Below are 26125 nucleotides of genomic sequence, written 5' to 3'. Positions count from 1 at the left end.
TCGGACGAGGTCACGGTGCTCACAGCTGCAGCTCCTTGGCGATGATGTTGCGCTGGATCTCATTGGTGCCGGCGCCGATGGGGTGGATGAGTGCGTCGCGGAGATAGCGCTGCATGGGGTACTCGAGCATGTAGGAGTAGCCACCGAGGATGCGCATGCCGTCGCCGGCGATGTCCACGCAGGCCTCGGTAGCCCACACCTTCGCCATCGACGCGGCCCGGGTCGACGACTGGCCGTTGGCCTCCAGCCACGCCGCACGGCGGGTGAGCAGACGAGCCTGCGAGAGCCGCACGTGGGCGTCCGCCAGCTTGTGCCGGATCGCCTGGAACGACCCGATCGGGACGCCGAACTGTTCGCGCTCCTTGGCGTAGCGGAGGGCGAAGTCGAGCGCCGCCTGGGCGGTGCCGACGCACATCGCGGCGCAGGCGATCCGCTCGCGGTTGAGGCTGGAGACCGTGTATCGCCAGGCGTCGTTCTCCCCGCCCAACAGCGCGGACTCGGGCAGCTCGACGTCCTCGAAGGTGACGATGCAGGTGTGGTAGGGGCGCAGCCCCAGCTTCGGCAGGGTCTCCACCTTGATGCCGGGCGTGGCCGGGTCGACGAGGAACATGCTCAGTCCGGCGCTGCCGGAGTCCGACTCACCGGTGCGGGCGATGAGCAGGATGACCGAGGCCATGTCGGCGCCGGTCGTGAACATCTTCTGGCCGTTGACGACCCAGCCACCCGTCGTGCGCTGCGCGCGTGTCCGTACGCTGCCGGCGTCCGATCCCGAGGCGGGCTCGGTGAGCGAGTACGACACGAACGCGTCGCCGCTCGCGATGCGGGTGAGCCACGTCGACTTCTGCTCGGCTGTGCCGACGTCGCGGATCGTCTTGCCGCAGGTGAGGACGGTGACCAGGAAGCAGGCGGCCAGGGGCATCATCGCGTAGCCGAGCTGCTCCACGACCAGTGCCTCGTCGACCTCGTCGCCCTCCGTGCCGCCGTACTCCTCGGTGAACGGGAGCCCCATCCAGCCGAGCCCAGCGGCTCTGCGGTAGAGATCGACGGGGAACTCGGCTCGCTCGTCGTGCTCCCTGGCGAACTCGAGCGGGCACTCCTTGGCCAGGAACTCACGGGCCGACCGCTCGAGTGCCGCCTGCTCGGTGTCGAGTGCGAACTCCATCAGGCGCCGCCGCCCGGGAGCCGACGCTCGACCAGCTTGACCTTGCCGGCACCGGGCGGCTCGATCTCGCCAGGGCCGACCACGTGCACGTCCGCCTGGAAGACCAGCTTGCTGCGGATCGCCGACGTGATGTCGCGGGCGAGCGTCGCGTCGTCGTCGGTGGTCGCCTCGGTGCCGCGCTCCACCTCGATCCGCAGGTGGTCGTTGGTCGTGTACCCCTCGAAGTCGAGCACGATCCTCATCGCTCCCGTGGTGCGCGGGGCGTAGCCGGCCACGATCTCCTGCACGGCGGTGGGCCAGACATTGATCCCGCGCACCAGGAGCATGTCGTCCGTGCGCCCGAAGCAGCGAAGCTTGTAGCTCGTACGACCACAGCTGCACTCGGTGCCGAGCACCTCCACCAGGTCGCCACTCTTGAACCGCAGCAGCGGCGAGGCCTCACGTTCGAGGGCTGTGTAGATCAGCTCGCCCACCGCGCCCGCGGCCGGCTCGACCGGCGTCCCCTTCTCCGGGTCGACGAGCTCTGCCAGCACGATGTCCTGGCCGATGAAGTGCATGCCGGAGCGATCTGGACACTCGGCCCACACGATGGTGGCGATGTCGGAGTTGCCGAGCACCTCGCAGCAGGTGGCGTTCCACCCGGCCTCGATCCGAGACCGGATCGAGGGGATGCCGCCGCCAGGCTCGCCTCCGACGACGAGGCTTCGGACGGCCAGCTCGGTGGCCGGGACGCCGACGGTGCGCTCGGCCATGTCGGCCAGGTAGAGCGCGTAGTTGGGCGCGGTGCACAGACCCACCGCGGCCTGGTCCTTCGCCACGGTCAGGATCCGCTCCATGCCACCCTCGGCGCCGATGGGGACGACGACAGCGCCGAGCTGCTGCAGCATCCGGACGACGGGCACCCCACCGGTGAAGCCCTTGCTCAACGACCACGCGTGCAGCACCACGTCACCGGGCCGGAAGCCCGCGGCGTAGAAGCCGCGCGCCCCGAGGCGGGCCCAGGTCTGCACGTCGTTCGGCGTCAACCCGAAGTACGACGGCGAGCCGGTGGTGCCGCTGGTCGCCTGGATCTGCGTGACGTCGCTCGGGTCCACCGCCAGGTGCCTGCCGAGGGGCGGGTGAGCGGCGAGGCTCGCCCGGATCGCGTTCTTGTCGGTGAGGGGGATCGCGGTCAGGTCGGACCAGTCCCGCACCTCGAAGTCCGGGCCGATGCCAGCCTGGTCGAGCGTGTCGGCATAGAGCTCCGATCGCTTGCGCAGGTCCTGGATGGTCCCGGTCGCCCGCCGGAACTGGCTCTCGACGACCTGGTCCCACGGCTGCACCTCGACGTCGTCGAGGACGTCCGGGCCTGTCATGCGCACTCCCCTCCCAGCCGGCTCCCCACCGAGACCACCAGGCCGTCGGGTGGAGCGAGCGCTCGATTCTGAGGTTACGAGCGGATCACAGGAGTGTCAAGCCTCTGCAGGGCGGCGGACGCGCAGTCCGGCCGCCTCTGCGTCCCACGTGTCGGCGGTGACGCCCTCGGCGCGCAGCAGGAACTTCTGCACGCGCAGGCTCGGCGTCTTCGGGAGCTCGGCGACGACGCGGATGTAGCGGGGCACCATGTAGTAGGGCAGCAATTCACGGCACCGCTCGAAGAGGGTGCGCGGGTCCAGCCCCTCACCCCGCTCGGTGAGCACGAGCATCACGTCCTGGTCGCCGAGCTCGGACGGCACGCCGATGGCCGCGACCTCGTCGATGCCCTCGACCACGGCGAGGGTGGACTCGATCTCGAAGGCGGAGATGTTCTCGCCGCGACGGCGGATGGCGTCGTTGCTCCGCTCGACGAACTCGAGGAACCCGTCCGGGCGCCGTCGCGCGAGGTCCCCCGTGTGGTACCAGAGGTTGCGCCAGGCCGAGAGCGTCGCCTCCTCCCGTCCGAGATAGCCCTGCATCATCGAGAAGGGATCCCGGGGCCGGACCACGATCTCGCCGGCCTCGCCTTCGGGCACCTCCTCGTCCCCCTCGCCCACGAGCCGCAGTTCGTAGTGCGGGGTCGGAAGCCCCAACGTGCCGGGTCGCGCTCCCGCTAGCGGCTGCACGATGGTGAGCCCCTGCTCGGTCGATCCGTAACCGGACAGGATCTGCACCCCGAAGCGCTCCTGGAACTCCATGCCCCCGGTCGCGGGCCAGGGGATGCTCCAGAGCACCCGAACGTCGTGCTGCCGGTCGGAGTCCTCGGCCGGCGCTCGCTGCAGCAGCGGCGTCATCGATCCGAAGGACCACACGTGGGTGGCGCCGAGCCGCGCCATGCGCGGCCAGAACCCGCTGGGCGAGAAGCGGCGGTCCATGGCGACCCGGCCCGCGTGGAGCAGAGCGAGCTGCACGTTCACGGCCTGCGCCGTGATGTGAAACATCGGCAGCGGTGAGTAGAGCGTGTCGCCTGGGCGGAAGTCGACGGCCCGGCCGGTGTCGTCGGCCCAGCACATGAAGTAGCCCTGGGGGCAGACCACGCCCTTGGCCGAACCGGTGGTGCCGGAGGTGTACATCACCGCGATGGGGTCGCCGACGCGGATCCCCTGCTCGACGTACGGCGTCGCCGAGGTGAGTGCGTCCCACCCCTCGCTGCGGAGGTGGTCGGGCACTGCGACGTCGGCGAGCGCGGCATCGGGGTCGGGGTCGTCAGCCACGACGACCGTGTGCAGACCGGTGCCGGCCGCGACCTCGCACACGGCGGGAAGCAGCGGACGGCTGCAGATCACGACCTCCGCCCCGCAGTCGCTCAGGACGTGCCGGAGCAGCTCGCCGGTGAGCAGGGTGTTGACTGGCACCTCGACCGCTCCGGCAAGCGCGCAGCCCCACCAGGCCAGCAGCGCAGCCTGCGAGGTCGGCAGCACGAGGGCCACCCGGTCACCACGGCGGACTCCGAGGGACCGCAGTCCGCCGGCGAACCGCATCGCCGCGTCGGCCAGGTCGCCCAATGGCGCCGAAGGGCTGTCGCCGACACTGAAGAACGGCGCGTCCGGCGCTGCGTCGGCGCGCGACAGCAGCAGCCGGTCGAGGGTGCGTTCCTCCACAGGCAGGAGGCGCTTGCTCCGCGGGGGGCTGGATCCGGCGGCGACATCGGTGCTCACCGCGGTGGGCTCACAGCGTGCTCGGGTCCGCCAGAACGACGCGAAGCGCGTAGTCCGCGAAGGCCTTGCTGATCTCGTCGATGGTGCGCGTGCCGCCGGGGCGGAACCACTGGTAGCTCCAGTTACACATGCCGAGGATCGCCAGGCGGGCCAGCGGGATGTCGAGATCCTTGCGGAACTCGCCGGTGTCGATGCCGCGGTTGAGCACGTCGGTCACGATCACGTCGACCTCGTCGCGCTCGCGCTGGATCTTGCGGCGCATCTCCTTGGGAAGGGCGTGGCTCTCGCGCAGGAACACGGTGACCTCTGGCTGGTGCGTCTCCACCACGGTCAGCACGACCCGCACGATGTCGCGGAGCTTCTCGGTGGGCGACCCGTCGGAGTCCGCGACCCGGTGTAGCTCGGAGTTGAGCTGCTCGATGAAGACCTCGTGGAGCGCCTGCAGCAGGTGTCCCTTGGACTTGACGTGGTGGTACAGGGAGCTCTGCCCGATGCCGGCGCGCTCGCCGATCTCGCGGACCGACGTGGCTGCGAACCCCTGCTCCATGAACAGCTGCGCCGCCACCTCGAGAATGCGTTCCTTGACCTCGCTCGGCATGTGATCAGACCTGTCTGTTGGGGGTCGGCCGCGGCGCGCGCGCCCAGCGGGTGAGGCGAGCCGCGGGCATCGTAGCGCCGAGCCGGCTCATGGCTCCGCTCGTTCGAGGACCAGCGAGTAGTGCACGGCGAGCATCCCGCCGATACCCGTCACGAAGGCTCTGCGCGCGTTCTCCACCTGCCGCTCACCGGCGTCGTGGCGGAGCTGGCTGACGGCCTCGGTGATGTGGAAGGTGCCGTTGCCGGAGAACGACAGGAGGCCGCCGTGGGTGTTCACCGGTATCTGCCCCCCGAGCGCCGTGCGCCGCTCGGCCACGAACTCCCCCGCGGTGCCACGCGAGCAGAAGCCGATGTCTTCGAGGGCAACGAGGACGATCACGCTGAACGCGTCGTAGATCTCGGCCAGGTCCATGTCCTCGGGACCGAGCCCGGCCTGCTCGAACGCCTGCCGGGCCGCCGGCTTGAACCCGAAGGTGGTCAGGTCGCGGCTCTGGAACGGGTAGTAGTAGTCGGACCAGCCGCCGGTGCCGCGGATCGCGACTCGCGGCTTCTCCGTGCCGGCGACGTCGTCGTCGAGGTGGCCGACCACCAGGGCACCAGCGGAGTCCGACACGAGCGCGCAGTCGGCGGCGACGAGCGGCGTCGCGACCGGCCGGGCGTCGAGGATGTCCTGCACGGACAACGGGTCGGTGCGCTCGGCGCCCTCCTTCAGCCGCGCATGCTCGCGCTGCATCACCGGGATCATCGCCAGCTGCTCGCGCGTCGTACCGAACTCGTGGAAGTGCCGGCGCGCGATGAGCGCGAGGTTGGCGGGGATGAGCGGGCCGTACGGCAGCTCGTACTCCGGGTGTCCGACCTCGGCGATCATCGCGGCGATCGCCGCGTCCATGCTTGCCCACCCGGTCTTGCGGTTGTCGCCGAAGATGACGAGGACCCGCTCCGCCCGACCCGCCGCGATCGCGGCGGCGGCGCTGGCCACGCCGAAGAACGGAGCGGCCCCGCCGACGTGAGCCGAGTCGAGGTAGCGCACATCCAGCCCCAGGTACTCCGCCACCGCCGCGGAGAGCACCATCTTGGGCTCGGTCAAGGAGTAGCCCACGACGAGCCCGTCGATGTCCCGGATGGTCAGGCCCGCGTCCGCCAGCGCCTTGCGCGCTGCCATCGCGTGCAGCTCCATGGAGCTCGTGCCCTGCGGTGGCCGGACGACCTCGCCGATGCCGAGGATGCCGGCCGTCATCGGTCGCTCACCCGGTCCACCACGCCCTCGTGCACACCTTCGTCGCGGATCACGTACTTCATCACCCTTTCCGTGGGGGTCTTCGGGAGGCTCTCACGCAGCTCGAGGTAGCGCGGCACCATGAAGGCAGGCAGCTCGCGGTCGCAGTAGTCCCAGAGCTCGTGGACCGTGAGGTCGGCGCCGGCCATCGGCACGACGGCCAGCTTCACCTCCTCCTCGCCGTGCTCGGAGGCGACGCCCACCGCGACCGACTCGAGCACTGCTGGGTGCGCGTTGACGACGCGCTCGATCTCGAAGGAGGAGATGTTCTCCCCTCGGCGGCGGATCGCGTCCTTGCGGCGGTCGACGAAGAAGAGATAGCCGTCGTCGTCGACGTAGCCCATGTCCCCGGTGTGGTACCAGAGGTCGCGCAGCACCTTGGCCGTCAGCTCGGGCTGCTTGTAGTAGCCCCGCATCATGCTGTCAGGCTTCTTCGGACGGGTCACGATCTCGCCCTTGGTGCCGCGCGGCACCGGGTGGCCGTCGTCGTCGACGACGTCCACGACGAACTCATCGACGGGCCGGCCGCTACTGCCGCGGCGAACCTCCCCCGGGGTGCTGTAACAGACGACGTTGCTCTCGCTGGTGCCGAAGCACGGCAGGAGGGAGAGCCCGAAGCGAGATTCGAATCCGGGGTAGAGGTCGTCGGGGATCGGCACGCCGAGGGCCCGGAGCACGGGGTTGGCAGAGTCGTCGGGACGCTCGGGCTGCTTCCACAGGAAGGACAGCACTCCGCCGGTGAAGTTGAAGAGCGTGGCGCCCGTCGTGCGGCACACCTCCCAGAAGCCGCTCGCGCTGAAACCGTTGACGACCGCGACCGCGCTGCCGCTCAGCAGTGCGGGCATCACCCCGAGGAACTGCGACATCGCGTGGTGCAGCGGCGAGAAGAGGAGGTTGACGTCGTCCGGGTCGACCGCCATGTAGCGCCGGTAGTTGAGCCCCCAGTGGATCGCGCAGCGATGGCTCTCCATGACGCCCTTGGGATGGCCGGTCGTGCCGCTGGTGTAGAGGATCGCCAGCAGGTCGTCCGGGCCCGCCACGATCTCCAGCGGCTCGTCCGCCGGGCGGGCGACGAGGTCCGCGAACTCCGTGGTCGGCCATGGCAGCTCGGCACCGGAGCCGCCGGACGGCACCTCGGGGCGGACCACGACCGCGCTGCGCAACCCCGGCACCGTGCCCGCGAACCGATCGAACCGGTCCGCGTACTGCTCCTCCACGATGACCATGGAGACGTCGCTGTGCTGCAGGAGGTACTCCAGGCTCATGCCCTTGAACGACGTGTTGAGCGGCACCTCGACGGCGCCGAGCTTGGCCAGCGCGCACCAGGTCAGCAGGATCGGCAGCTCGTTGGTCAACATCATCGCGACGTGGTCACCGGCGCCGATGCCCTGCTCGCGCAAGGCCAGCGCGAGGCGGTCGGAAGCCTCGTCGACCTCTCTGTAGGAGATCCGGGAGCCATCGGGTGCGACGACGAGGGCACGGTCCGGGTGAGCCGATGCCTGCGCGCGGAGCAGCGAGCCGACGCTGTGCGCCATCGCCTCCGTCTCGGTGACGATCACGTTCCCTCCCTCATGACTGAATCGAGCGCTCCATCCAATCTGGCCCCGCACGGGTGGACTGTCAAGACCCCGTTCGGCCGACGAGCCAGAGATCCGGGGGTCCGGGCTCGCAGCGCACCTCACCGCGGGTGCGGAGATGCACCAAGTGGGCCATCGCCTCGCTGAGCGCAGCTCTCCGGGTCACCGGGGCCAGTGAGTCGAACGGCCGTGACCAGATCAACCGTTGAGCGACCTCCCAGCTGGTGCAAGCGCCGCGAGCCAGCAGCACGAGCACCTCGGCCAACCGCGCCTCATGATGCTCGGCGAGCTCGCGCGTCCGCGCCGGCACGTCGTCGAAGCGCCACTCGTGTCCAGGGAGTGCGAGCTCGCTGCCGAGCGCCCCCACCTTGCGCAGCGACGCGAGGAAGTCCGCCAGCGGGTCGGCGCTCGAGAGCGGATGGAACCCGACGTTCGGCGAGATGCGCGGCAGCACGTGGTCGCCACTGAAGAGGAGCCGCGCCGGCGCGTCGTACAGGCAGACGTGCCCGACGGTGTGGCCGGGGGTGTGGACGACGTCGAGGGCGCGCCCCCCGCCGAGCTCGATGCGGTCCCCGTCCGAGAGGACCCGATCCGGGTGGGCCACCATCACGTAGCGCTGCAGCTCCGCGCCTGCGTCGCACAGCACCTCGACGTCCTCGGCCGGAGCGCCCGCGCCGGTCAGCCAGAGCACGTTGTCCTCGATGAGCCGTTCGATCTTGGAGTAGCGGCCGGTGATCTGGGACGCGTCGAGACCGTGCAGGGCGATCCACGCGCCGGAGACCTCGCGGACCCGCCCGGCCAGCCCGTAGTGGTCGGGGTGGATGTGCGTCACGACCATCCCGCGCACGTCGGCCACGGACGCCCCGATCTCCCCGAGCCCCGCGCCGAGCGCCTCGAACGAGCCAGGATCGTTCCACCCGACGTCGACCAGCACGAGGCCGCCGTCCGCCTCGAGCACGTAGCTGAGGACGTAGTGCAGGGGGTTGTCCGGGATCGGCACGGGCACCACCCACGTGCCGTCGCGGACCTGCTCCACCGCGGGCAGCTCGGCGAGGCGGTTCCTCCTGGCCTCGCTCACGGGGCCCCCTCGCTCGCGCTGGTCGGTGACAGCCGAACCTCAGCTGTTGCGGCAGTCCGGCCCGACGCCCTGATCTCCACGTCCACGACGACGTGTCCACCGTGGTGGTGCGGCGCGCCTGCACTGGCCTCGACGGTGTCGCCCTCGACCGCCGAGCCGCGCATCTTCAGCTCCCGGCGCAGCACCCGATGGCCCCGACCGGCGGCGCGCAGAGCGAGCTGGTCGGCGAGGCCGTGGAAGAACATCGTGTTGAGGAACACCCCACCGACCCGCTGCCGCTGGGCGTACCCGCGGTCGTAGTGACCAGGAAACAGGTCCTGGGTCGAGGCCACGTCGAGCACGCAGAGCTCGAGCGTGACCGGGATCGACACCTCGACGACGGCGCTGTCCAAGGCGGCGGCCCGACCCGCCGGTTGGGTGCGGCCGGCCTCCGCGAAGGTGTAGCGAAGCATCACGTTCTCGTGCCGCGCGACCAGGACGCCTTCGTCCTCGAACTCCATCGTGGTCGTGACGAAGTGGCCGGCTCCCAGCCGCGTGTGCCGCAGCGGCGACACCGACACCACGGTCTCCCGCACGGTCAGCCGGCGCCCGGTGTGGAGCGCTCGAGGATGGTCGGTGACGGTGCTGACGTTGATCAGCGTCGGCCCCGGCAGCGGCACCTGCGCCCACAGCGGACGCAGGTCCGGCTCCTGCGGGTGCCAGGGCGGTGGTAGCGCGTACGACATGAGGAGGCCGGGCGGCACCTCCACCTCGCCGTCGTCCCACCCCTCGCGCCACCAGCGAGGGTCCGGGTCGCGGGTGAGCGCGGCGAACAGGCGGACGTTCGCGGGGTCGACGCGCGTGGGGCACGGCATCGGACCGAGCGTCCGCCCGACCCACTCCAGCGCCTCGTCGTAGGTGCCGCGCGACACCGCCGCGGTCGCGACCATACGAGTCATGCGCTCACGCCCAGCGCGGCCACCGACGCGGCCAGCCGGCCGAGCCGCTCGCGTCCCGCCTCCAGACTGTGCCAGGCGAGGTCGATGGTGATGCGCCGCACGCCGGCCCCGACGTACGACGCAAGCAGCTCTGTGAACGCATCGGTGCCGAGCTCGGACATCCGGGGAGCGAGACGGAGCGACAGCTCCACCTCGTCGGGGTCGCGCCCCACCGACTCACACTCACGACCGATCGTCGCGACCATCCGCGTCAGGTCGGCGAGAGGCAGTCCTGCCCGGGGTACCGCACCGAGCCAGCCGTCCCCCGCGCGCGCCACCCGGGCCAGCGCAGCCGGGCTGTTCCCGCCGACCAGCACCGGGACCTGGCCGTGCACCGGCCGCGGCTCGCACCGGACGCCGGCAGGGAGAGTGCGCTCGCCGTACTCCCCCGCCTCGGGCGCGCCGGACCAGCACGCACGGAGCAGCCGCAGCCAGGCGTCGGCCCTCGCGCCGCGACCCGCGAACGGCGCCCCGAGCGCCGCGAACTCCTCGCGCAGCCAGCCCGTGCCCACCCCGAGCCGCAGCCGCCCGCCGGAGATCTGGTCGAGGCTGGCGCACTGCTTCGCGAGCAGGACCGGGTCACGCTGGGGAAGGACGCACACCGATGTGCCGAGCTCGAGGCCCTCCGTTCGGACCGCCACGGCCGCGAGGGTGATGAACGCCTCCAACCAGGGCGTCCCGGCAGGGAACCCGTAGGAGCCTTCCGGTTCGTAGGGGTAGGAGGAGGCGGAGTCCTCGACGAGGACCACGTGGTCACTCACCCAGATGCCGCCGAGGCCGGACGCGACGATCTCGTCGACCATCGCGTCGATGCCGATCTCCTCCAGCGGCGCGCCGTAGTGGGCCAGCTGGACACCGACCACCAGCCCCGACGCGCCTGCCGTCACGCGATGACCGGGTGCTCGTCGGCGATGAACCAGTCGATCGTGTCGACGAAGTTGGGCTCGTCGGCTCGAACGTCGTCCGACTCGGTGCTGCGGAAGGCAGTGCGGATGGCGTCGACGTCGTCGAACCAGAGCTCGGCCATGCCGTCGTAGAGCCACTGGTGGCCCTCCCGGGCCGGGTTCTGCACGTACCGGCGCAGCCCCGGCAGACGCGAGACCACGTGAGCGTGGTGGTCCTGCCAGTAGCTCACGAACTCCGCGTAGGTCATTCCGTCCTTGCGCTTGACCAGCGCCACGATCTTCGCCATGCGATCCGACCTCCTGTAGCGAGCGCTCGATCTTCCCGCCCCGACCGGCAGGAGTCAAGGGGCAGCGGTGCGGGCGATGACCTCGGCGTACCGGCGAACCGCCGCGGCCAGCGGGTCACCCCACGGCCCGGTGGCGCCCTGGAGCTTGACCACCAGGTGGTCGGCGCCGAGCCGATGGCACCACTCGGCGGCCAGCCGGGAGACGGTGGCGGCGTCTCCCACGAGCAGGCGGTCCTCGCTCACCGCGGCCAGGTCGAGCTCGTCGGCCGAGGTGGCGCCCCGCAGGGCCGGGTGCCGTCCACGATCGATGCGCGGCACGTCGACGAGGTAGCCCCACAGCGCCTGCCGGACGTGCGGCCACCAGTCTGCGTCGACGTCGTCGCCCACCCAGCCCCAGCGCATCAGCTTCACCCGCGCGGGCTGCCCTGCTGCCGCAGCGGCCTCCCGGTAGGTCGCCACGAGCGGCTCCAGGTCGGCGATGGTGTTCAGCGGGTCGAGCAGCAGCGGCACGCCCAACCGACCGGCCCGCCGGACCCCCGCGGGTGACATCGACCCGACCCAGGTCTCGGGACGCGGTCGCTGCACGGCCCTGGGTCGGGCGAGGACGCCCGGCACGACGTAGTGCCTGCCGTGCATCGTGACCCGGTCGCCGCCCAGCGCGGGAAGCAGCACGCCCAGGAACTCGTCGAACCGGCCACCGAGATCCTCGAACAGCACACCGAACGCGTCGTACTCCCCGCGGAGGTTGCCGAGGCCGACGGCCAGGACGAGCCGGCCTCCAGAGAGCACGTCGACGACGAGCGCCTCCTCCGCGAGGTGGAGCGGGTGTCGGAGCGGCCCGACCGTGACGGCGGTGCCGACCTTGATCCGGCGTGTGCGGGCGGCCAGGGCTGCGCACGCGACGAGGGGTTGCGGGAGGTAGCCGTCGTCGCGGCCGTGGTGCTCGGGCACGTGGACCGACGCGAAACCACACTCCTCGGCCACCACCGCAAGGTCGAGCAGCTCCGCCCAACGCTCCACCAGCCGGGCACCGCCGGGCGGGTCCTGGGTGTTGTAGAGGAGCCCGTGGGCCAGCCCCTCAGCCACGGTCGACGCCGACCAGCTCGTCCACCCGGTGCACCGCGATCCGCACCCCCGGCTGCCGACGCAGCAGGGGCGCGACGTCGGGACCGGCCAACAGCTCGGCACCGTGGTCGGGATGGTCGGTGTAGACCTCGACGAACGCAATCATCGTCGTACGCTGCAGGAACGCGCCGGCGTATGCCTGGCCCGGCTCGCGCACGGGGTCCATCGCCGCCTCGCGGACCACGTCGTTGCGGGTCACGAGACGAAGCCCGAAAACCGGGGCGGCGGAGAGCGCCGCGGAGAGCTCACCCAGCCTCGCCCGGGCTGGGGCGGGGTCGGCTTCGTCCTCTGCCTCGACCTCGAGGAGGAACTTCGCCGTGCTGAGCTGGCCGCCGCGGCGGTCCACGAGAACCGTCGGCGTCACCTCGAAGGGGCGCACCTCGCGCAGGAAGTTCGTGTGGTCGTCGACGATCGTGGTCTCCGCCCATCCCGGAAGCCACTCCTTCCCCCCTGTGTCGTCACCCGCCGGCGCGTCGTCGAACTCGAGGATCACAAACCGCCACGACGTCGGTGCCGCGCCGAAGCCGCCTGTCAGGTCGCGTCGGGCCACCGCGTGGTTGGTGGCGTAACGGGCCACGCTCGGCGCGTGCTCGCGGAACATGCGCATCGCGAACCGGTGGTGCAGCTGCTCGTAGTGGTGGTCCGCGTCGGACCGTGAAACCAGCTGCGAGGGCAGGAACCGCGACATCCGCTTCATCGGGACGCTCCGATCTTGCGGTGGTCCCACGACCTGACCCGTGCGACCTCCACGGAGATGGCGACCCGCTTGCGGATCGAGGACTCCACGTCCTCGGCCACGTCGGCCTCTGCGTAGCGGTGCCGGATCGCCACCGCCACCTGGCGCAGGCGTCCGGGGTCCTCGTCGAGCGTCGCCGATCCTTCGAGGACAGCGCCGCGGAGCTGGTCGTACTCCGTCCCGGCCTCCATCAGCACGCTGAGGCGTGGGTCGCGGCGAAGATTGGCAACCTTCTGCGAACGCGTCTTGGTGAGGAACACGACTCGCTCGTCCTCGATCGCGAACCACAGCGCTGTGAGATGCGGCAGGCCGTCGCGGCCGATCGTGGCCACCGTCGCGGTCCGGCACTCGTGGACGAGGTTCGACACCTCCGCCCCGTCCATGACGATGCTTCCTCGCAGGTTGCTGCCCATGCGCGTCTCTCTCTACTTGATGGCCACCGGGTGCACCGGGGCGCCCACGGCGCCGGTGACGCGCAGCGGGGGCGCCACCAGCAGGAACTCGAAGACCCGGTCCGTGGCGCAGTCCGCGGCCAGCTCGGCCAGGTCCCACATCTCGCCGAGGTGGATCCCGGCGTGGATCGACAGCACGACGTGCAACGGCGCGGCCAGGCCACCGGTCTCGTACGGGATCGCCTCGACGCCCCACGTGTCGGTCGAGACACCGACCACCCCACGCTCACACAGGAAGGTCGCTGCGGACACGCCCAACCCGGGCGCCGGCCCGGCGGCGTAGGTCCCCCACTCGCCGCGGTCGCGGCACTGCTCCATCTGACCCGTGCGGACCAGGACGAAGTCGCCGAGCGTGACGTCCACGCCCTGGGCGGCGGCGCAGGCCTCGAGATGCTCTGCCTGGATCGCCTCTCCTGGCTCGAGCCACGCTCGGCCCAGCCAGCGTGGCACGTCGAGCAACACGCCGCGGCCGACCGCGCGGTGGCCGAGGCGGGTGATGTCAGTGGCGCGCGCCCCGCTGCTCGCAACCGAGCCGGTGTCGCGACCGTTCCAGGTGCGACCGCGGTAGAAGCAGTGGCAGAGCGCGTCCCAGTGAGTGGCAGCCTGGAGCGGCGTGTGCAGGACGTCGTCGGTGTAGTCGGTGCCCGCCATGCCGCGCGACGAGGCGGCGATGTCGCCGCCGTCGCGGACCATGAGGTGCTCGGGGTTGGCGCGACCGCTGCCGGCGCCCTGAGGACCGCGTCGGTCCAGCGGCAGGGAGAGCGAGAACACCGCCCCGCGCCGCACCAGCCCGGCCGCGGCCCTGACGTGCCCGGGGGTCACCTCGTTGACGGCGCCCGACTCGTCGTCCTCGCCCCACCGGCCCCACGCGCTGAGGTGCTCGGCCAGCGCCTCGACCTGCGCGACCGTCACCTGCCGGGGCTCGAGCGTCATCGTCGAGGACCCCAGCCCTCGGCTCCCTTGCGGGCTAGCGACCACATCTGGGGAGCACGCTCCAGCTCGAGCGCCGTGGCGAGGTCGACGCCGGGCGGGCCGAGCTCACGACGCGCCGACCTCTTGGTCAGCCGAGCCAGGTCCGGGTCGGCTCCGGCGCCGCGCACCAGCCGGCGCACGGTCTCCACGATCGCGGCCTGCGGAACGGCGGCCCAGGCGAGCCCGCGCGCTGCCGCCTGCATGCCCGTGAGCGGCGCGCCCAGGACCGAGAAGGCCATCGTGTCCTGAACCGAAAGGAACCGGTGCATGAGTGCGAGGTGACCACCGCCGGGATGGACCGCGCGCGTGAGGAAGCCGCTGTCGAGGACGGCGTCCTCCGTGACGACGAGGACGTCGGCCGCCGCGGCGAGGTTCATGCCGGCGCCGACAGCACCGCCCTCGACCAGGGCGACCGTCGGCACGGCCAGCTCGAGGAACCGGACGAACCCCGCGTAGATCGTCGAGAGCGCTGTCATGCCCTCGTCGCTCGTCGGGTCGGCCGAAGCAGTGGCCAGCAGGCGCAGGTCTCCACCGCTGCAGAAGTAGCCGCCGGCGCCGCGCAGCACCGCCGCCCCGATGGTGGCGTCCGCGTCGATCCGCTCGCACGCGACTGCCAGCTCTGCGCCCATCGCCTCCGAGATCGCGTTGCGCCGCTTCGGGTCTCGCAGGGTCAGCCACGCCACCCCGTCCTCGAGCGCACAGCCGACGAGCTCGTCGTCACTCACCTGGTCACCACCTCCCACAAGTGCTCGCCGACCGCGGCCGCGACGTGCGGGCGCCACGCACCCTCGTTGCCGAACTCCTCGCGCCACGACCACAGCCGCTTGGTCGCGGCGCCGAGGTCGTGCTCGAGCGTGAAGCCGATCGCACCGTGCAGCTGGTGGCCTGCCGAGGCCACCCGGCCCGCGCGCCACGACGTCTCCGCCTTGGCGACGGCCACGAGGAAGTCGGCGTCGTCGGCGCGGTCGGCCCAGCCCGCCACCGCCGCCTCGACGGCGGCATGCATGACCACGACATCGCCGGCGATAGCGGCCAGCCGATGCTGGACAGCCTGGAAGGCCGAGACGGGGCGGCCGAACTGATGCCGCTCACGGACGTGCGCGAGGGTCCGGTCGAGGACCCGCTGAGCGGCCGCGGCCAGTTGGACGGACCTGGCCAGCGCGCCCCGCAGGCGGTGCTGATCCGCCTCACCCGCGTCTGCCGCCACCCAGTGCACGGGAGCGTCATGGAGCACGAGGGTGTCGCGGGGCTCGCCGGCCAGGTTCGCCCGCTCCTCGGCCCTCACGCCGGAGCCGGACGGGTCGACCAGGGCCAGACGGGGCTGCTCGCCACCGGTGAGCAGCGCGACGCTCCGGGACCAGCGCAGCGCGGGGACGTGCCGGACCGTGCCGGTCGCCGTACCACCGTCGTCGACACGTACGCCGGGCGCGACGGCGGCCGTCGCCGGCCCAGGTCCTGGATCGGTATCCAGGAGCGTGAGCCACGGACCGGCCAGCCAGGCCGTCTCGACCACCGGCAGCGCGGCGCAGGCGTACGCCGCCTCGTACACGACCGCCGCCAAGTCCCGTAGCGTTCCGCCGCTCCCGCCGTGCTGCTCGTCGATCCCGAGCAGGGTGAACCCCGAGCGCGCCAGCCGGTCCCACGTCTCGGAGTCGAGCCCCCGGTCCGCCGCACCGGCCGGCTCCATCCGGCCGAGGACGGCACGCGCCGCCTCGCGAACGTCCGGGTTAAGCGCCGACTGACCGGTCGCAGCCGCGGTCACCGGAGGGCCAGCCCGCGCGCAACGACCGATCGCAGCACCTCGTTGGTCCCGCCGCGCAGCGTGAAGGCCGGTGTCTGCAGCACCGCATGGTCGAGCAGCCTGGCCAGCTCCTCCGAGCGCTCCTCGGAGCGCGTGGTCCGGCGCACCGCGTCCACCACCTCGCCCTCGAACTGCGTGCCGAGGTCCTTGACCAACGCCGCCTCGACCTCGGGCCGCTCGCCCTCGTCGAGGGCAGCGGCGATCGACACCGACATCCGGCGCAAGGTGACAAGCTGCGCGACCAGCCGCCCCAGCTCATCGGAGTCAGGCGCCTCCCGCGCCCACGCCCGCAGCAGCGGCAGCGTGCTCAGGATCCGCTCGGGCCCGGAACGCTCGGTCGCGAGCTCCGCCGTGACCTGTTGCCACCCGTCGCCCTCCCGGCCGAGCAGGTGCGCGTCGGTCAGCGGCACGTCGTCGAGGACGACCTCGTTGAAGTCGTGGTTCCCGTCGATCGCCCGGATCGGCGACACGTCGACCCGCGGGTTCGGCAGCGGCAGGAGGAACTGCGAGATCCCCGCGTGACGGTCCTTCAGGTCCGGGTCGGTCCGCGCCAGCAGCACGATCGCCGTGGCCCGGTGCGCGTTGGTCGTCCACACCTTCCGTCCGCGCAGCCGCCATCCGTCGCCGTCCCGCACCGCCCGCGTCGTGATCCCCGCCAGGTCCGACCCTGCCTCGGGCTCGGACATCCCAATGGCGACGATCTCCTCGGCCCGCGCGATCCCCGGCAGGTACCTCCGCTTCTGCTCCTCGCTCCCGAACCGCAGCAAGGCCCCAGCAACCTGACGGTCCGTGATCCAGTGCGCCATGACCGGCGCCCCCGCTGCCAGCAGTTCTTCAATCACGATGAATCGCTCAAGCGCCGAACGGCCAGGCCCGCCGTACTCCTGCGGGATGGTCATACCCACCCATCCGCGAGCCGCCAACCTGCGACTGAACTCGGCGTCGTATCCGGACATCCACCCGTCACAACGTGGCAAGAAGGTGCCGCGACCGAGCTCGTCATCGAGAAAGGCACGGACCTCTCGCCTCAGCTCGTCGGCGATCGCGGATGGGAGAGACGCCGCACGTACCGCCACCCAGCCTCCTGAATCGAGCGCTCCATTCTGTTGACAGGATCCCTCATGTTCAGGCCCGGCACAAGCCTCGGCATCCACGCGAGGCCCGCTCGCGCAACGTCCTGATGTCGGTCGACCCCTACATGCGCGTCCGGATGGCGGCGACGCTGCCGAACTACCCCTCATGGGAGCTCGGCGCGGTGATGGACGGCAGCGCGATCGGCGTCGTCGAGGCATCGGGCGACGGGTCGCTCGCCGAAGGCACCGTGGTCAGCCACCGCTACGGCTGGCGCGACCACGCGCTCGTTCCGCTCACCGAGGTGCGCCCGATCGCGGTCGACCCGGCCATCCCCCTCACGGCTCACCTCGACGTGCTGGGCATGACGGGGTTGACGGCGTACGTCGGGCTGCGCGACGTCGCCCGCCTCCAGCCCGGTGAGGACGTCTGGGTCTCCGGCGCCGCCGGGGCCGTGGGGGCGGCCTGCGGCCAGCTCGCCCGACTGCTCGGCGCCGGCCGCGTGATCGGCTCGGCCGGCTCCCCCGAGAAGGTCCGCCAGCTCACCGACGAGCTCGGCTACGACGCGGCGTTCGACTACCACGTCCCGGAACTGACCGCGGCGCTGCTGGAGGTGGCCCCCGCCGGCATCGACGTCTACTTCGACAACGTCGGCGACGACCACCTCGCAGCAGCCCTGGACGTGATCCGCCCGCACGGCCGCATCGTGGTGTGTGGCGCGATCAACCAGTACAACCAGCTCGGAGAGCGACCCGGGCCGCACAATCTCATCAACGTGCTCACCCAGCGGCTCCGGGTCGAAGGCTTCACGGTGCGCGAGCACCTGGCGTCCTACGAGGCTTTCGTTGAGCGAGCCTCGGAATGGATGCGCCAAGGAAGACTCACCAGCGCGGTCACCGTGGCCGAAGGTCTCGACCACGCGGTGCACGCGTTCCGGGAGATGCTGCGTGGAGCCAACCGGGGGAAGATGCTGGTCCGCGTCTCTGAGGACCCCTAGGTCGAAGCTCGTCCGACGTGGCGGTGAACTGCCGTCAGCGTGCCACCTCCCTGGTCTTCCCCCGAGCCCGGGCGTCCGTAGGTCACGGTCGGCTGTCGTAGCAGCGCTCGCGCTGCGGCGGTCACCGCCCGCGCCGGACCCTGTCGGACAGTCCGCAACTTGCCGCCGACCGCAATTGGGTGGCAGGTGCAGGATTCGAACCTGCGTAGGCGTAAGCCGACGGATTTACAGTCCGCTCCCATTGGCCGCTCGGGCAACCTGCCTGGGTGTCGTCGAGCGCGACTTGGTCGGTCGACGACGAGGCGAAACAATAGCGCAGCGCGCACCGCGCGCCCGAATCCAGGCCTGAGCCCTGGCCCGAGATCAAGGGGAGACACATGGCTGACTCGTCGTTCGACATCGTGAGCAAGATCGACCGCCAGGAGGTGGACAACGCGCTGGGCCAGGCGGCCCGCGAGATCGCCACGAGGTTCGACTTCAAGGGCACCGGCGCCAAGATCGAGTGGCAGGGCGAGCAGGCGATCGAGATCACCGCGTCGGCCGACGACCGGGCGACCGCGGTCCTCGACGTGTTCAAGCAGAAGCTCGTGAAGCGCGACGTCAGCCTCAAGGTGCTCGACGCCTCGGAGCCGCGCCAGTCGGGCACGGTCAGCAAGATCGGCATCACGCTCAAGGAGGGCATCACCTCCGAGGACGCCAAGAAGATCACCAAGCTGATCCGCGACGAGGGCCCCAAGGGCGTCAAGGCGCAGATCCAGGGCGACGAGCTGCGGGTCTCCTCGAAGAAGCGCGACGACCTCCAGGCGGTCCAGGCGCTGGTGCGGCAGCAGGACTACGACTTCGCGGTGCAGTTCACCAACTACCGGTGAGACGCACCGCCGGGCTCGGGCAGCCCCGAGCCCGGCGGCGCCGCGGCTACTTGAAGATGCTGTAGCCGCCCGGACCCACGACGAACGCCAGGATGATCAGGATGATCCCGAGCAGGACCTGGCCTCGGAACAGCGAGATGATGCCGGCGATGCCGATGACGACGGCGAGCAACCAGATGAGAAACATGAGCAACTTCCTTTCAGGGAGCCACGAGCCGGCTCAGTCGGATGAGTAGAGGCATGCTGGGGAAGCGCTCGGACCGGATCTTCTCCTGGAGGAGCACGACGTAGGTGGGCTCCTCCTCCGGTGTCAGGAGGTTCTCGATCAGGTCGAGCATCGTGGTCGACGGGTAGAGGTCCTCGCGCACCTTGCTGAACAGGGTCTTCACGAGCTCGGCGCGGGCGTCGTCGGTGCTGATCGTCATGCGGTATCCCCTCAGGTGTCGGTTCAGGGCTGGTCGGACAGCAGGGTGCCCAGCGGGCCGAGATCGAGGTTGAGGTCCTCGGTCGTCAGCCCGTAACGGGACTTGAGCTCCTCCATCGCCTCTTCGAGGCGCATCAGCCCGAGGCCGAGCGCGTCGACCTGTTCCTCGGAGAGGTCGCCTTCATCGACCCGGCGCAGCGCCTGGGCCTCCATGAGCTGGCGGACCAGCTCGATGATCGTCAGCACGAGCTTGAACAGCTCCCGCGCCACCGAGTCGGGGTCGGTGTCGAGGTGCTGGCGCAGCCGCGTCACGGTGTCCTGGGTCATCGGCGCGCTCCGCGGGGCCTGGCCAGGTCGGCGCGCACCGTGGTGATCAGCGCGTTGAGGCGCACCTCCACCAGGTCGACGCCGGCCAGGGAGATCACGACGTCGCCGGCCAGCACCACGCCGGTGCCGAGCAGACGGTCGAGCAGGTCGACCAGGGACACCTGGCCGACGGCCTGCTCCGTGCTGACCACGCTCACGACAGCACCGCGAAGGAGTACGGCGGCCAGGGGCCCTCGAGCTCGATCGAGACGTCGTCGCGCAGCTCGGCAGCCGCGGCGACGGCGGCCCGGAACGACTCGTGCTGGTCGGCCTCGACGAGGTAGGCGCCGTTGAGCACCATCGGCTCCGGACGTCCGGTGAGCCGCGGGTCCTGGGGAGCCAGCCGTCGCGACGCCACGGCGTGCTCGCTGGCCACCCGGTGCAGCACTTCTGCCGCCTGCAATGCCTGCTCGCCGAGCTCGCGGCGCCGGCCGGCGGCCTCGCGCTTGCGGCGCAGGTAGTCGGCGCCGGACGAGGCGCCCGAGGGCGCGGGCACCGGCTCGCGCTCGACCGGGGCCGGCGCCAGGACCTTCAGGCTCCACTCCTTGCGCCCCTCGACGCGGTCGAGCACCGCCTCGAGGTCGCCGTGCAGCGCGTCCACCTTGGCGCGGACGCTGTCGTCATCCGAGCACACCGTGACCAGCCTCAGCGGCGCGCAGGTCGCCAGCCCGGCCACCCGCCACACCACTCCGTCGTGCGTCCGCGCGGCCCACTCCAACCAGGCGAGGTCCTCGAGGTTCTTCGTGAGCGCCTCCTCGCCGAACTCGGCCAGCTCGACGTCGCAGACCACCGCCGACAGCCCCCGGTGCGAGACGACGTCGAGCGGGACGTCGTGGAACCCGACGGTGTCGGCCAGGTCCTCGGCCCGCAGCGAGCGCGCGACGGCGAACACGTAGCGCGCGGTCGGGCTCACCGCCTCGCCCTCTCGGACTCGGACTCGGACTCGAGCTCGCGGACTCTGGCCCGCAGCTGCTCGTTCTCGTCGGCCAGCTCGTGGTCGGCGGCGCTGGTCGACAACATCGGGTCGCTGCGCCACCAGTCGATGCCCAGCTCGATCGCCTTGTCGACCGAGACCACCAGCAGCCTGATCTTCACGGTGAGCAGCTCGATGTCGAGCAGGTTCACCTTGATGTCGCCGGCGATCACGATGCCTTTGTCGAGCACCCGCTCGAGGATGTCGGCGAGGTTGGACGGCGCGGGGCCGTACGACGGGCGGTCCGGCGCGCTGCCGTTGCTGCGCAGCGGCGTCAGCTGGTCACTCATCGTCGGAGGCCCCCCGGGTGTAGCGACGCAGCCGTCGGTAGCTCTGCAGCTCGCCACGACGGTCCGTGTGCACCTCGTAGAGGCCCAGCACGTCGGTGGTGGTCGGCACCCGGCGCAGCTCCAGCACCTCGATCTGCACCGCCCAGCCGTCCTCGGTGCGCTCCATGCCCGTGACCCCCTCCGACTCCCGGCCGGTCAGGACGAGCAGCTGGTCGGCGGCCTGGCCGGCGACCCGCACCGGGGTCGGGTCGGGACGCGCTTGCGCCCTCGCCCCCGTGGAGCTGCCGGAACGCGCGGACTTCTTCGACGGTGCCTTCTTGCTGCTCCTCGTCGTCTTCTTCGCGGTGGTCAACCGACATCTCCTCCCCGTCGTCGTTGGCCCGTGACGAGCCGTTCGACCAGCTCGTCCTCGCGGGCCGTGGCCTCCTCGTCGGTGAGCTCGCCGGCCTCGCGGCGTCGCGCCACGTCGGCGAGCTGCTCGCGGATCCGGACGGGGTCGTAGAACTCCTCCTCCGCCTGGCGCTGCACCTGCTCGGCCACCGCCACCACACCGCGCACCGGTGCGAGCGGCAGCGTGAGCAGCCCGCTGATCAGGCCCACGGCGCGCTTCCCACGAAGTCGTAGGGCGCGACGGGCCCGACCAGCCGCAGCCGGAACCGCTCGTGCACCGCCTCGGCCAGCGCCTCCAGCTCGTCCTCGAGCCGAGGGATGCGGTCGCGCTCGACGAGGAGCGCCACGTCGAGGACGTCGTACTCCCCGCCCGCCCGGACGACGTGCTCGGCCACGTGGGGGGCGACGAGGTCCAGCACCGACTGCGAGTCCTCGAGCCGCTTGCGGGTCAGCCCCCGCGACACCGCCTGCCCGAGCTCGACGAGCTCGGGATGAGGGGTGCCGGGAGCCAGCCGGGCGGTCCGCCGTCGCAGCTCGGCGACCTGCGGGTCCTGACGGACGAGCTCCGCGAGCACCTGCTCTGGCTCGTACGTCGCACGCAGGTTCAGCTGCGCCTTGCCGTCGAGACGGCGCAGCAGGTCGTGCAGCGCGTGGGTGTCGTCGTCGAGGACGCGCGCCGCCTCGAGCAGGTCGTGGTCGAGCACCAGGCCGAACTGCGCCGGCACGACCGTGGCCTGCGCGGACAGCGCGTCGACCACGCGGGCGTGCGCCACGAGCTCGGCCGCCCGGCCCGGGGGCCGCTGCAGTCGGACCACGCTGACGAGCGCCGCGAGGCCGGCGTGCTCGACGGTCATCACCTCCACGTCGTCGAGGCCCTGCAGGCCGGCCACGTCGGTGCCGGCGGCGACGACGCCGTAGAAGTAGAAACCGGTGTCCTCGATCACGGCCGCCTCAGCCACGTGAGGACTCCCGCCGCCGGGACGAGGACCGCTTCCGCGGCCGCTCGTCGCGGTCGTCGTCGTCATCATCGTCGCGCGAGGAGCCGGTGAGCGCCTTCTTCGCACCACGGACGGCACCTCCCACCTTCTTGGCGGCACCGGTCTCCTGGAGGTCGCCGATGGCCTCGCTCAGGTCCTTCCCGCCCTTCTCGTAGAGGTCGAGACGGTTGGTGGCCTCGGCGAAGCGCAGGTAGGTGTCCACGCTCGCGATCACGATGCGCGCGTCGACGGTGAGCAGCTCGATGCCCACGAGCGACACCCGGACGTAGGCGTCGATCACGATGCCCTTGTCCAGGATCGTCTCGACGACGTCGGCCAGGCCGCTGGGAGCGGGACGCTCGAGGTAGCCGCCCCCGCTCCGGCGGGACGAGGTCTGGGTGGTCATTGCTGATCTCCTTCGGTCCGGTCGGCGTCAGCTCGCGCGGCGCCGGGAGCTCCGGCGCCCGGTGGGCTCGTCCTCGTCGTCGACGTCGTCCACGTCGTCCGCGTCCTCCTCGACGTCCTCCTCGTCCTCCTCGTAGTCGTCGTAGTCGTCCTCGGGCTCGTCGTCCTCGGGCTCGTCGTCCTCGCCCTCGGCGTCGTCCTCGTCGTCGTACTCGTCCTCGTCGTACTCGTCCTCCGGCTCGTCGTCCTCCGCTTCGTCGTCCTCGGCTTCGTCGTCCTCGTCGTCGGCGCCCTCGTCGTCGTACTCGTCCTCGTCGTACTCGTCCTCGGGCTCGTCGTCCTCGGCTTCGTCGTCCTCGGCTTCGTCGTCCTCGTCGTCGGCGCCCTCGTCGTCGTACTCGTCCTCGTCGTACTCGTCCTCGGGCTCGTCGTCGGCCTCGTCGTCGTCCTCGCCGTCGATCTCGCCGCTCTCGTCGTCGGACTCGTCGTACTCGTCGTCGTACTCGTCCCCCGCTCCGTCCTCGCCGGAGTCGGCTTCCTCCTCCTCGCGCTGCACGTGCTCCTCGTGCGACTCGACGACCTCGCCGTCGTGGATCACGCCGCGCCAGCCCTCGACCTCGTCCGGGTCGAGCACCGTGCGGGTCATGACGTGACGGCGGAAGTGCCTGAGCTCGGCACGCGCCCGGCGACCCTGCGCCCGCCACAGGTTGCCCGTCTTCTCGAACAGCCCCTGGGGGTAGTACTCGAGGACGACGAGGATCCGGGTCAGGTTGGGCGCCAGCTCGTGGAACGTCACCGCCCCGTCGACGTGCCCCTTCTCGCCCTTCGAGCGCCACACGATCCGCTCGTCAGGGACCTGCTCCAGGACGGTCGCCTCCCACGTCCGGTGACTGAGGAAGATCTGCGCCTTGAAGGTGAGCTTCTCCTCCGACTCCGCGTCGACGTTCTCGACCTTCTTCATGAAGCTCGGGAAGGAGCCGAACTCGGTCCACTGGTTGTAGGCGACCGAGAGTGGTACGCCGACGTCGATCGACTCGATGATGTTGGTCGAGGAGGTCGCGTCGCCGCCCTTGCCCTTGCCGCCGCCGCCTCCGGTGACGGTGTCGACGACCTTGTCCTTGACCCCGGACACGGCGCCCTTCACACCGCCGAGGAGGCCGCTGCCGCCCTCGGCCTTGGCCTTCGCGCCCTTGGCGAGCGCCTGGCCCGCCGGCCCGCCGCCCGCGATGCCACCGAGCTTGTCGGTGAGGCCGCCGATGCGGTCGTGCGCCTCCGACAGCGCGCGGTCGCCGAGCGTCCCGAGCAGCTGCTGCGAGGCGTCCTTGAGGGCATCCATGCCCGAGTTCTTCTCAGCCATCCCGATCACCGCCCGCTCGTGCTGCGGCTGGAGGTCTTCTTCGCCGAGGTCTTCTTGGCGGGAGCCTTCTTCGCCGTCTTGCTCGGCGGCGACTTCTTGGCCGTCGACTTCCTGGCCGGGGCCTTCTTCGCGGTCGACTTCTTCGCGGTCGACTTCTTCGCGGCCGACCTCGTGCCGCTCGACGTCTTCGCCGCCGACTTCTTCGCGGTGGACTTCTTCGCGGTGGACTTCTTGGCCGTGGAGCTCGAGGGCGACGACTTCTTGGCCGTCGACTTCGTGGCAGTCGACCTCGAGGGCGACGACTTCTTGGCCGCCGACTTCTTGGCCGTCGACCGCGTGGCCGGGGCCTTCTTGCTCGCCGACCTGCTCGCGGACACCTTCTTGGCAGGCCGCTTCGAGGCCTTCCTCGACCGAGAGCCGCTCGACCGAGAGCCGCTCGACCGCGAGCCGCTCGATCGAGCGCGGGAGCGCCGGGAAGCGAGCTCGTCCTGCTCGTCCTCGTCGTCGTCGCCGTCCTCGTCGGAGTCGTCCCCGTCGGCGTCGTCGAGCTCGTCCTCCGCGCCCTCGTCGCCCTCCTCCGGTTCCTCCTCCTCCGAGTCCTCCTCGTCGGAGTCGTACTCGTCGTCGTACTCGTCCTCGTCGTCGTACTCGTCGTCGTCGCTCTTGTCGCCGCGCCCGAGGAGAGCCTCGTTGAACGACTCGATCCGCGAGGTGGCCGAGGCGACGGCAGCGGACCGGGCGGCGTCGAAGAGCTCGCCGGTGATCCGTTGCTGCAGCTCGGCGAGCTGCGGGTTCTTCTCCGCCAGCTGACTGGCCTGCCGGAGCATCCCGACGGGACTGGTGGCGATCCGCTGACCGGCGATCATACTGCCGAGCGTGATGGCCAAGCGCATCTTCTTGGTACGGCCCAGCAGGTAGCCGGCGGCCACCCCGAGCCCAACTCTGGCTGCGGACATGCTGCTCCCTCTCAATGCCTGTCACCGTCGAACGACGGCGCACTCCCTCAGGCACTGACGGGCCGCAATGAGGGCGACCCTGTCCCCAGACAAGCACCCTCCGCAGCCGAAGTACCCAGCATCATGTGGTTCATGCGAGAGGCGGCCGCGCGCTGCGCTCCGCAGGGATGCGGCCGGGTCCGGGGCCGGGTGGCCCGGCGGTCACCATGGGGTCAACCGCCGGGCCACGTCGTCGACCTGTCTGGGAGGGCCGACGACCCCAGGAGCCACGAGTGGCTCACTCCTGCCATGTCGCCGGCGCTGCGGAGCGTTACATCCGGCCGACATCCGGCCGCCGGCTCGGGATGCCGCGACGGCGTCCGTCAGCCCGCGGAGCCCTCCACGGGCGTCACCGACGCCGCGTCGGGCGCGTCGTTCGCCTCCAGGAGTCGGCGCAACCGCGCGAGGCCGCGGTGCCGGGCCACCCGCACCGCGCTGGCACTCATGCCGAGGGCCGTCGCCGTGGCGCGCACGTCGAGGCCGGCGACGTCGATGCACGCGATGACCTCGGCCTCGCGCGGGCTGAGGAGGGCGAGCAGCCGGCGGGTGGCGTCGTGGTCCTCGACCAGCCCGAGGTCGCGCTCCGCCTCGACGGAGGAGGTCTCGAGTCGTACGACGTCCGCGGGCCGCGTCTGCCGGCGTACGCCGCGCCGGTAGTCGTTGAGGGCGTGGTGCCGGGCGATCCCGAAGAGCCAGCCGGTGAAGTCGTCGTCGGAGCCGCGGAACTCGTGGATCTTCGTGGCCGCCGTCAGCCACGCCTGCGCGGCGACGTCCTCGTCGGCGACCGCGCCGTCCGGGCGCGGCAGCCACCTCAGCCACGCGACCAGCCTGCCCGCGTCGCGCTGGTAGAGCTGCTTCCAGGCGAGCTGGTCACCGGCGCGCGCGAGGGAGACCAGCTCGTCCGGTCCCCGTCCCGTCACCTCGACTCCCCTGCTCCGCGAGCGATGTCCTGC

The 26125-nt window shown here is 71.2% G+C and carries 32 protein-coding genes and 1 tRNA gene; 2 read left to right on the top strand and 31 right to left on the bottom strand.

From position 1 onward, the window contains the following. Nucleotides 1–19: 19 nt before the first annotated feature. The 17 genes from G514_RS0122100 to G514_RS0122020 form a co-directional block, all read right to left on the bottom strand. A complete protein-coding gene (locus tag G514_RS0122100) occupies nucleotides 20–1162 on the bottom strand; it encodes an acyl-CoA dehydrogenase family protein (protein WP_028653524.1) in 1143 nt (380 codons plus the stop codon). Then, the gene (locus G514_RS28370) at nucleotides 1162–2517 is read right to left on the bottom strand and encodes a phenylacetate--CoA ligase family protein (RefSeq protein ID WP_051248070.1); all 1356 of its coding nucleotides are present in this window, start codon (nucleotides 2515–2517) and stop codon (nucleotides 1162–1164) included. The genes G514_RS0122100 and G514_RS28370 overlap by 1 nt, the downstream gene beginning before the upstream one ends. Nucleotides 2518–2613: 96 nt before the next feature. Next, nucleotides 2614–4275 carry an AMP-binding protein gene (locus tag G514_RS0122090; RefSeq protein ID WP_084152311.1) on the bottom strand — a complete coding sequence of 554 codons (1662 nt, stop codon included), beginning with the start codon at nucleotides 4273–4275 and terminating at the stop codon, nucleotides 2614–2616. 10 nt (nucleotides 4276–4285) lie between these two features. Then, nucleotides 4286–4873, bottom strand: a complete 588-nt coding sequence (locus tag G514_RS0122085) for a TetR/AcrR family transcriptional regulator (protein ID WP_028653522.1) — start codon at nucleotides 4871–4873, stop codon at nucleotides 4286–4288. An 87-nt stretch (nucleotides 4874–4960) separates the two neighbouring features. Then, nucleotides 4961–6109 (bottom strand): thiolase family protein, encoded by a 1149-nt coding sequence (locus G514_RS0122080; RefSeq protein WP_051248066.1) that lies wholly within the window; start codon nucleotides 6107–6109, stop codon nucleotides 4961–4963. Continuing rightward, a complete protein-coding gene (locus G514_RS28365) occupies nucleotides 6106–7707 on the bottom strand; it encodes an AMP-binding protein (protein WP_084152310.1) in 1602 nt (533 codons plus the stop codon). The genes G514_RS0122080 and G514_RS28365 overlap by 4 nt, the downstream gene beginning before the upstream one ends. A gap of 61 nt (nucleotides 7708–7768) precedes the next feature. Beyond that, nucleotides 7769–8803, bottom strand: a complete 1035-nt coding sequence (locus tag G514_RS0122070; protein WP_028653520.1) for an MBL fold metallo-hydrolase — start codon at nucleotides 8801–8803, stop codon at nucleotides 7769–7771. After that, a complete protein-coding gene (locus tag G514_RS29590; RefSeq protein WP_084152309.1) occupies nucleotides 8800–9741 on the bottom strand; it encodes a hotdog family protein in 942 nt (313 codons plus the stop codon). Before G514_RS29590 ends, G514_RS0122070 begins: the two co-directional genes overlap by 4 nt. Then, nucleotides 9738–10667 (bottom strand): TIGR03619 family F420-dependent LLM class oxidoreductase, encoded by a 930-nt coding sequence (locus G514_RS28355; protein ID WP_051248062.1) that lies wholly within the window; start codon nucleotides 10665–10667, stop codon nucleotides 9738–9740. Before G514_RS28355 ends, G514_RS29590 begins: the two co-directional genes overlap by 4 nt. Continuing rightward, a complete protein-coding gene (locus G514_RS0122055) occupies nucleotides 10664–10972 on the bottom strand; it encodes an EthD family reductase (RefSeq protein ID WP_028653519.1) in 309 nt (102 codons plus the stop codon). Before G514_RS0122055 ends, G514_RS28355 begins: the two co-directional genes overlap by 4 nt. Nucleotides 10973–11026: 54 nt before the next feature. Then, the gene (locus G514_RS29585) at nucleotides 11027–12058 is read right to left on the bottom strand and encodes an LLM class flavin-dependent oxidoreductase (protein WP_051248060.1); all 1032 of its coding nucleotides are present in this window, start codon (nucleotides 12056–12058) and stop codon (nucleotides 11027–11029) included. Further along, a complete protein-coding gene (locus G514_RS30810) occupies nucleotides 12051–12794 on the bottom strand; it encodes a hypothetical protein (protein ID WP_028653518.1) in 744 nt (247 codons plus the stop codon). Before G514_RS30810 ends, G514_RS29585 begins: the two co-directional genes overlap by 8 nt. Then, nucleotides 12791–13246 (bottom strand): pyridoxamine 5'-phosphate oxidase family protein, encoded by a 456-nt coding sequence (locus G514_RS0122040; RefSeq protein ID WP_028653517.1) that lies wholly within the window; start codon nucleotides 13244–13246, stop codon nucleotides 12791–12793. The genes G514_RS30810 and G514_RS0122040 overlap by 4 nt, the downstream gene beginning before the upstream one ends. 12 nt (nucleotides 13247–13258) lie before the next feature. Next, the gene (locus G514_RS0122035; protein ID WP_036566006.1) at nucleotides 13259–14218 is read right to left on the bottom strand and encodes a cyclase family protein; all 960 of its coding nucleotides are present in this window, start codon (nucleotides 14216–14218) and stop codon (nucleotides 13259–13261) included. Next, entirely contained in the window at nucleotides 14215–14982 is a 768-nt protein-coding gene (locus G514_RS0122030) for an enoyl-CoA hydratase-related protein (protein WP_028653515.1), read from the bottom strand. The genes G514_RS0122035 and G514_RS0122030 overlap by 4 nt, the downstream gene beginning before the upstream one ends. Then, nucleotides 14979–16019 carry an acyl-CoA dehydrogenase family protein gene (locus G514_RS0122025; RefSeq protein WP_028653514.1) on the bottom strand — a complete coding sequence of 347 codons (1041 nt, stop codon included), beginning with the start codon at nucleotides 16017–16019 and terminating at the stop codon, nucleotides 14979–14981. Before G514_RS0122025 ends, G514_RS0122030 begins: the two co-directional genes overlap by 4 nt. Beyond that, a complete protein-coding gene (locus G514_RS0122020) occupies nucleotides 16016–17212 on the bottom strand; it encodes an acyl-CoA dehydrogenase family protein (RefSeq protein ID WP_245582305.1) in 1197 nt (398 codons plus the stop codon). The genes G514_RS0122025 and G514_RS0122020 overlap by 4 nt, the downstream gene beginning before the upstream one ends. Nucleotides 17213–17238: 26 nt before the next feature. On the opposite strand from G514_RS0122020, the gene G514_RS28345 reads away from it, so the two are divergent. Beyond that, nucleotides 17239–18126 (top strand): NADP-dependent oxidoreductase, encoded by an 888-nt coding sequence (locus G514_RS28345; RefSeq protein ID WP_051248056.1) that lies wholly within the window; start codon nucleotides 17239–17241, stop codon nucleotides 18124–18126. Nucleotides 18127–18306: 180 nt separating this feature from the next. On the opposite strand, the gene G514_RS0122010 is transcribed toward G514_RS28345, so the two are convergent. Then, nucleotides 18307–18389: transfer RNA gene (locus G514_RS0122010), tRNA-Tyr, on the bottom strand. Nucleotides 18390–18503: 114 nt separating this feature from the next. On the opposite strand from G514_RS0122010, the gene G514_RS0122005 reads away from it, so the two are divergent. Next, nucleotides 18504–18995: a YajQ family cyclic di-GMP-binding protein gene (locus G514_RS0122005; protein ID WP_028653512.1), complete on the top strand. Its 492-nt coding sequence runs from the start codon at nucleotides 18504–18506 to the stop codon at nucleotides 18993–18995. Nucleotides 18996–19041: 46 nt separating this feature from the next. Here G514_RS0122005 and G514_RS30805 read toward each other — a convergent pair whose 3' ends face one another. From G514_RS30805 to G514_RS0121940, 13 genes are all read right to left on the bottom strand, one after another. After that, on the bottom strand, nucleotides 19042–19182 hold the full coding sequence (locus G514_RS30805; protein ID WP_169576541.1) for a GPGG-motif small membrane protein: 141 nt from the start codon (nucleotides 19180–19182) through the stop codon (nucleotides 19042–19044). Between the two features lie 13 nt (nucleotides 19183–19195). Continuing rightward, nucleotides 19196–19420: a hypothetical protein gene (locus G514_RS0121995; protein WP_028653511.1), complete on the bottom strand. Its 225-nt coding sequence runs from the start codon at nucleotides 19418–19420 to the stop codon at nucleotides 19196–19198. Between the two features lie 23 nt (nucleotides 19421–19443). After that, a complete protein-coding gene (locus tag G514_RS0121990) occupies nucleotides 19444–19746 on the bottom strand; it encodes a gas vesicle protein K (RefSeq protein WP_036566003.1) in 303 nt (100 codons plus the stop codon). Further along, nucleotides 19743–19937: a gas vesicle protein gene (locus tag G514_RS0121985; RefSeq protein WP_211222208.1), complete on the bottom strand. Its 195-nt coding sequence runs from the start codon at nucleotides 19935–19937 to the stop codon at nucleotides 19743–19745. Before G514_RS0121985 ends, G514_RS0121990 begins: the two co-directional genes overlap by 4 nt. A 2-nt stretch (nucleotides 19938–19939) precedes the next feature. Beyond that, nucleotides 19940–20698 (bottom strand): GvpL/GvpF family gas vesicle protein, encoded by a 759-nt coding sequence (locus tag G514_RS0121980; RefSeq protein WP_028653509.1) that lies wholly within the window; start codon nucleotides 20696–20698, stop codon nucleotides 19940–19942. After that, nucleotides 20695–21048, bottom strand: a complete 354-nt coding sequence (gene gvpJ, locus G514_RS0121975; protein ID WP_051248054.1) for a gas vesicle protein GvpJ — start codon at nucleotides 21046–21048, stop codon at nucleotides 20695–20697. Before gvpJ (G514_RS0121975) ends, G514_RS0121980 begins: the two co-directional genes overlap by 4 nt. After that, complete coding sequence (locus tag G514_RS0121970; RefSeq protein ID WP_084152306.1) at nucleotides 21041–21400, bottom strand: gas vesicle protein GvpO; 360 nt, start codon at nucleotides 21398–21400, stop codon at nucleotides 21041–21043. Before G514_RS0121970 ends, gvpJ (G514_RS0121975) begins: the two co-directional genes overlap by 8 nt. Next, nucleotides 21397–21648, bottom strand: a complete 252-nt coding sequence (locus tag G514_RS0121965; RefSeq protein WP_028653506.1) for a gas vesicle protein GvpG — start codon at nucleotides 21646–21648, stop codon at nucleotides 21397–21399. Before G514_RS0121965 ends, G514_RS0121970 begins: the two co-directional genes overlap by 4 nt. Further along, the gene (locus G514_RS0121960) at nucleotides 21639–22397 is read right to left on the bottom strand and encodes a GvpL/GvpF family gas vesicle protein (RefSeq protein ID WP_028653505.1); all 759 of its coding nucleotides are present in this window, start codon (nucleotides 22395–22397) and stop codon (nucleotides 21639–21641) included. The genes G514_RS0121965 and G514_RS0121960 overlap by 10 nt, the downstream gene beginning before the upstream one ends. Further along, complete coding sequence (gene gvpJ, locus G514_RS0121955) at nucleotides 22390–22821, bottom strand: gas vesicle protein GvpJ (protein ID WP_028653504.1); 432 nt, start codon at nucleotides 22819–22821, stop codon at nucleotides 22390–22392. The genes G514_RS0121960 and gvpJ (G514_RS0121955) overlap by 8 nt, the downstream gene beginning before the upstream one ends. 27 nt (nucleotides 22822–22848) lie before the next feature. Next, nucleotides 22849–24177, bottom strand: coding sequence for an SRPBCC family protein (locus G514_RS28340; RefSeq protein ID WP_036566052.1), 1329 nt, complete (start codon nucleotides 24175–24177; stop codon nucleotides 22849–22851). A gap of 5 nt (nucleotides 24178–24182) precedes the next feature. Beyond that, entirely contained in the window at nucleotides 24183–25133 is a 951-nt protein-coding gene (locus G514_RS0121945) for a histone H1-like repetitive region-containing protein (protein WP_028653503.1), read from the bottom strand. A gap of 362 nt (nucleotides 25134–25495) precedes the next feature. Next, the gene (locus G514_RS0121940; protein WP_028653502.1) at nucleotides 25496–26092 is read right to left on the bottom strand and encodes an RNA polymerase sigma factor; all 597 of its coding nucleotides are present in this window, start codon (nucleotides 26090–26092) and stop codon (nucleotides 25496–25498) included. Nucleotides 26093–26125 lie beyond the last annotated feature (33 nt).

The sequence above is a fragment of the Nocardioides halotolerans DSM 19273 genome (assembly GCF_000422805.1).
In the GTDB taxonomy this organism is placed as follows: Bacteria; Actinomycetota; Actinomycetes; order Propionibacteriales; family Nocardioidaceae; genus Nocardioides; species Nocardioides halotolerans.
The sequence above is the reverse complement of the archived record's forward strand: the minus strand, read 5'-3'. Positions and strand labels throughout refer to the sequence as shown.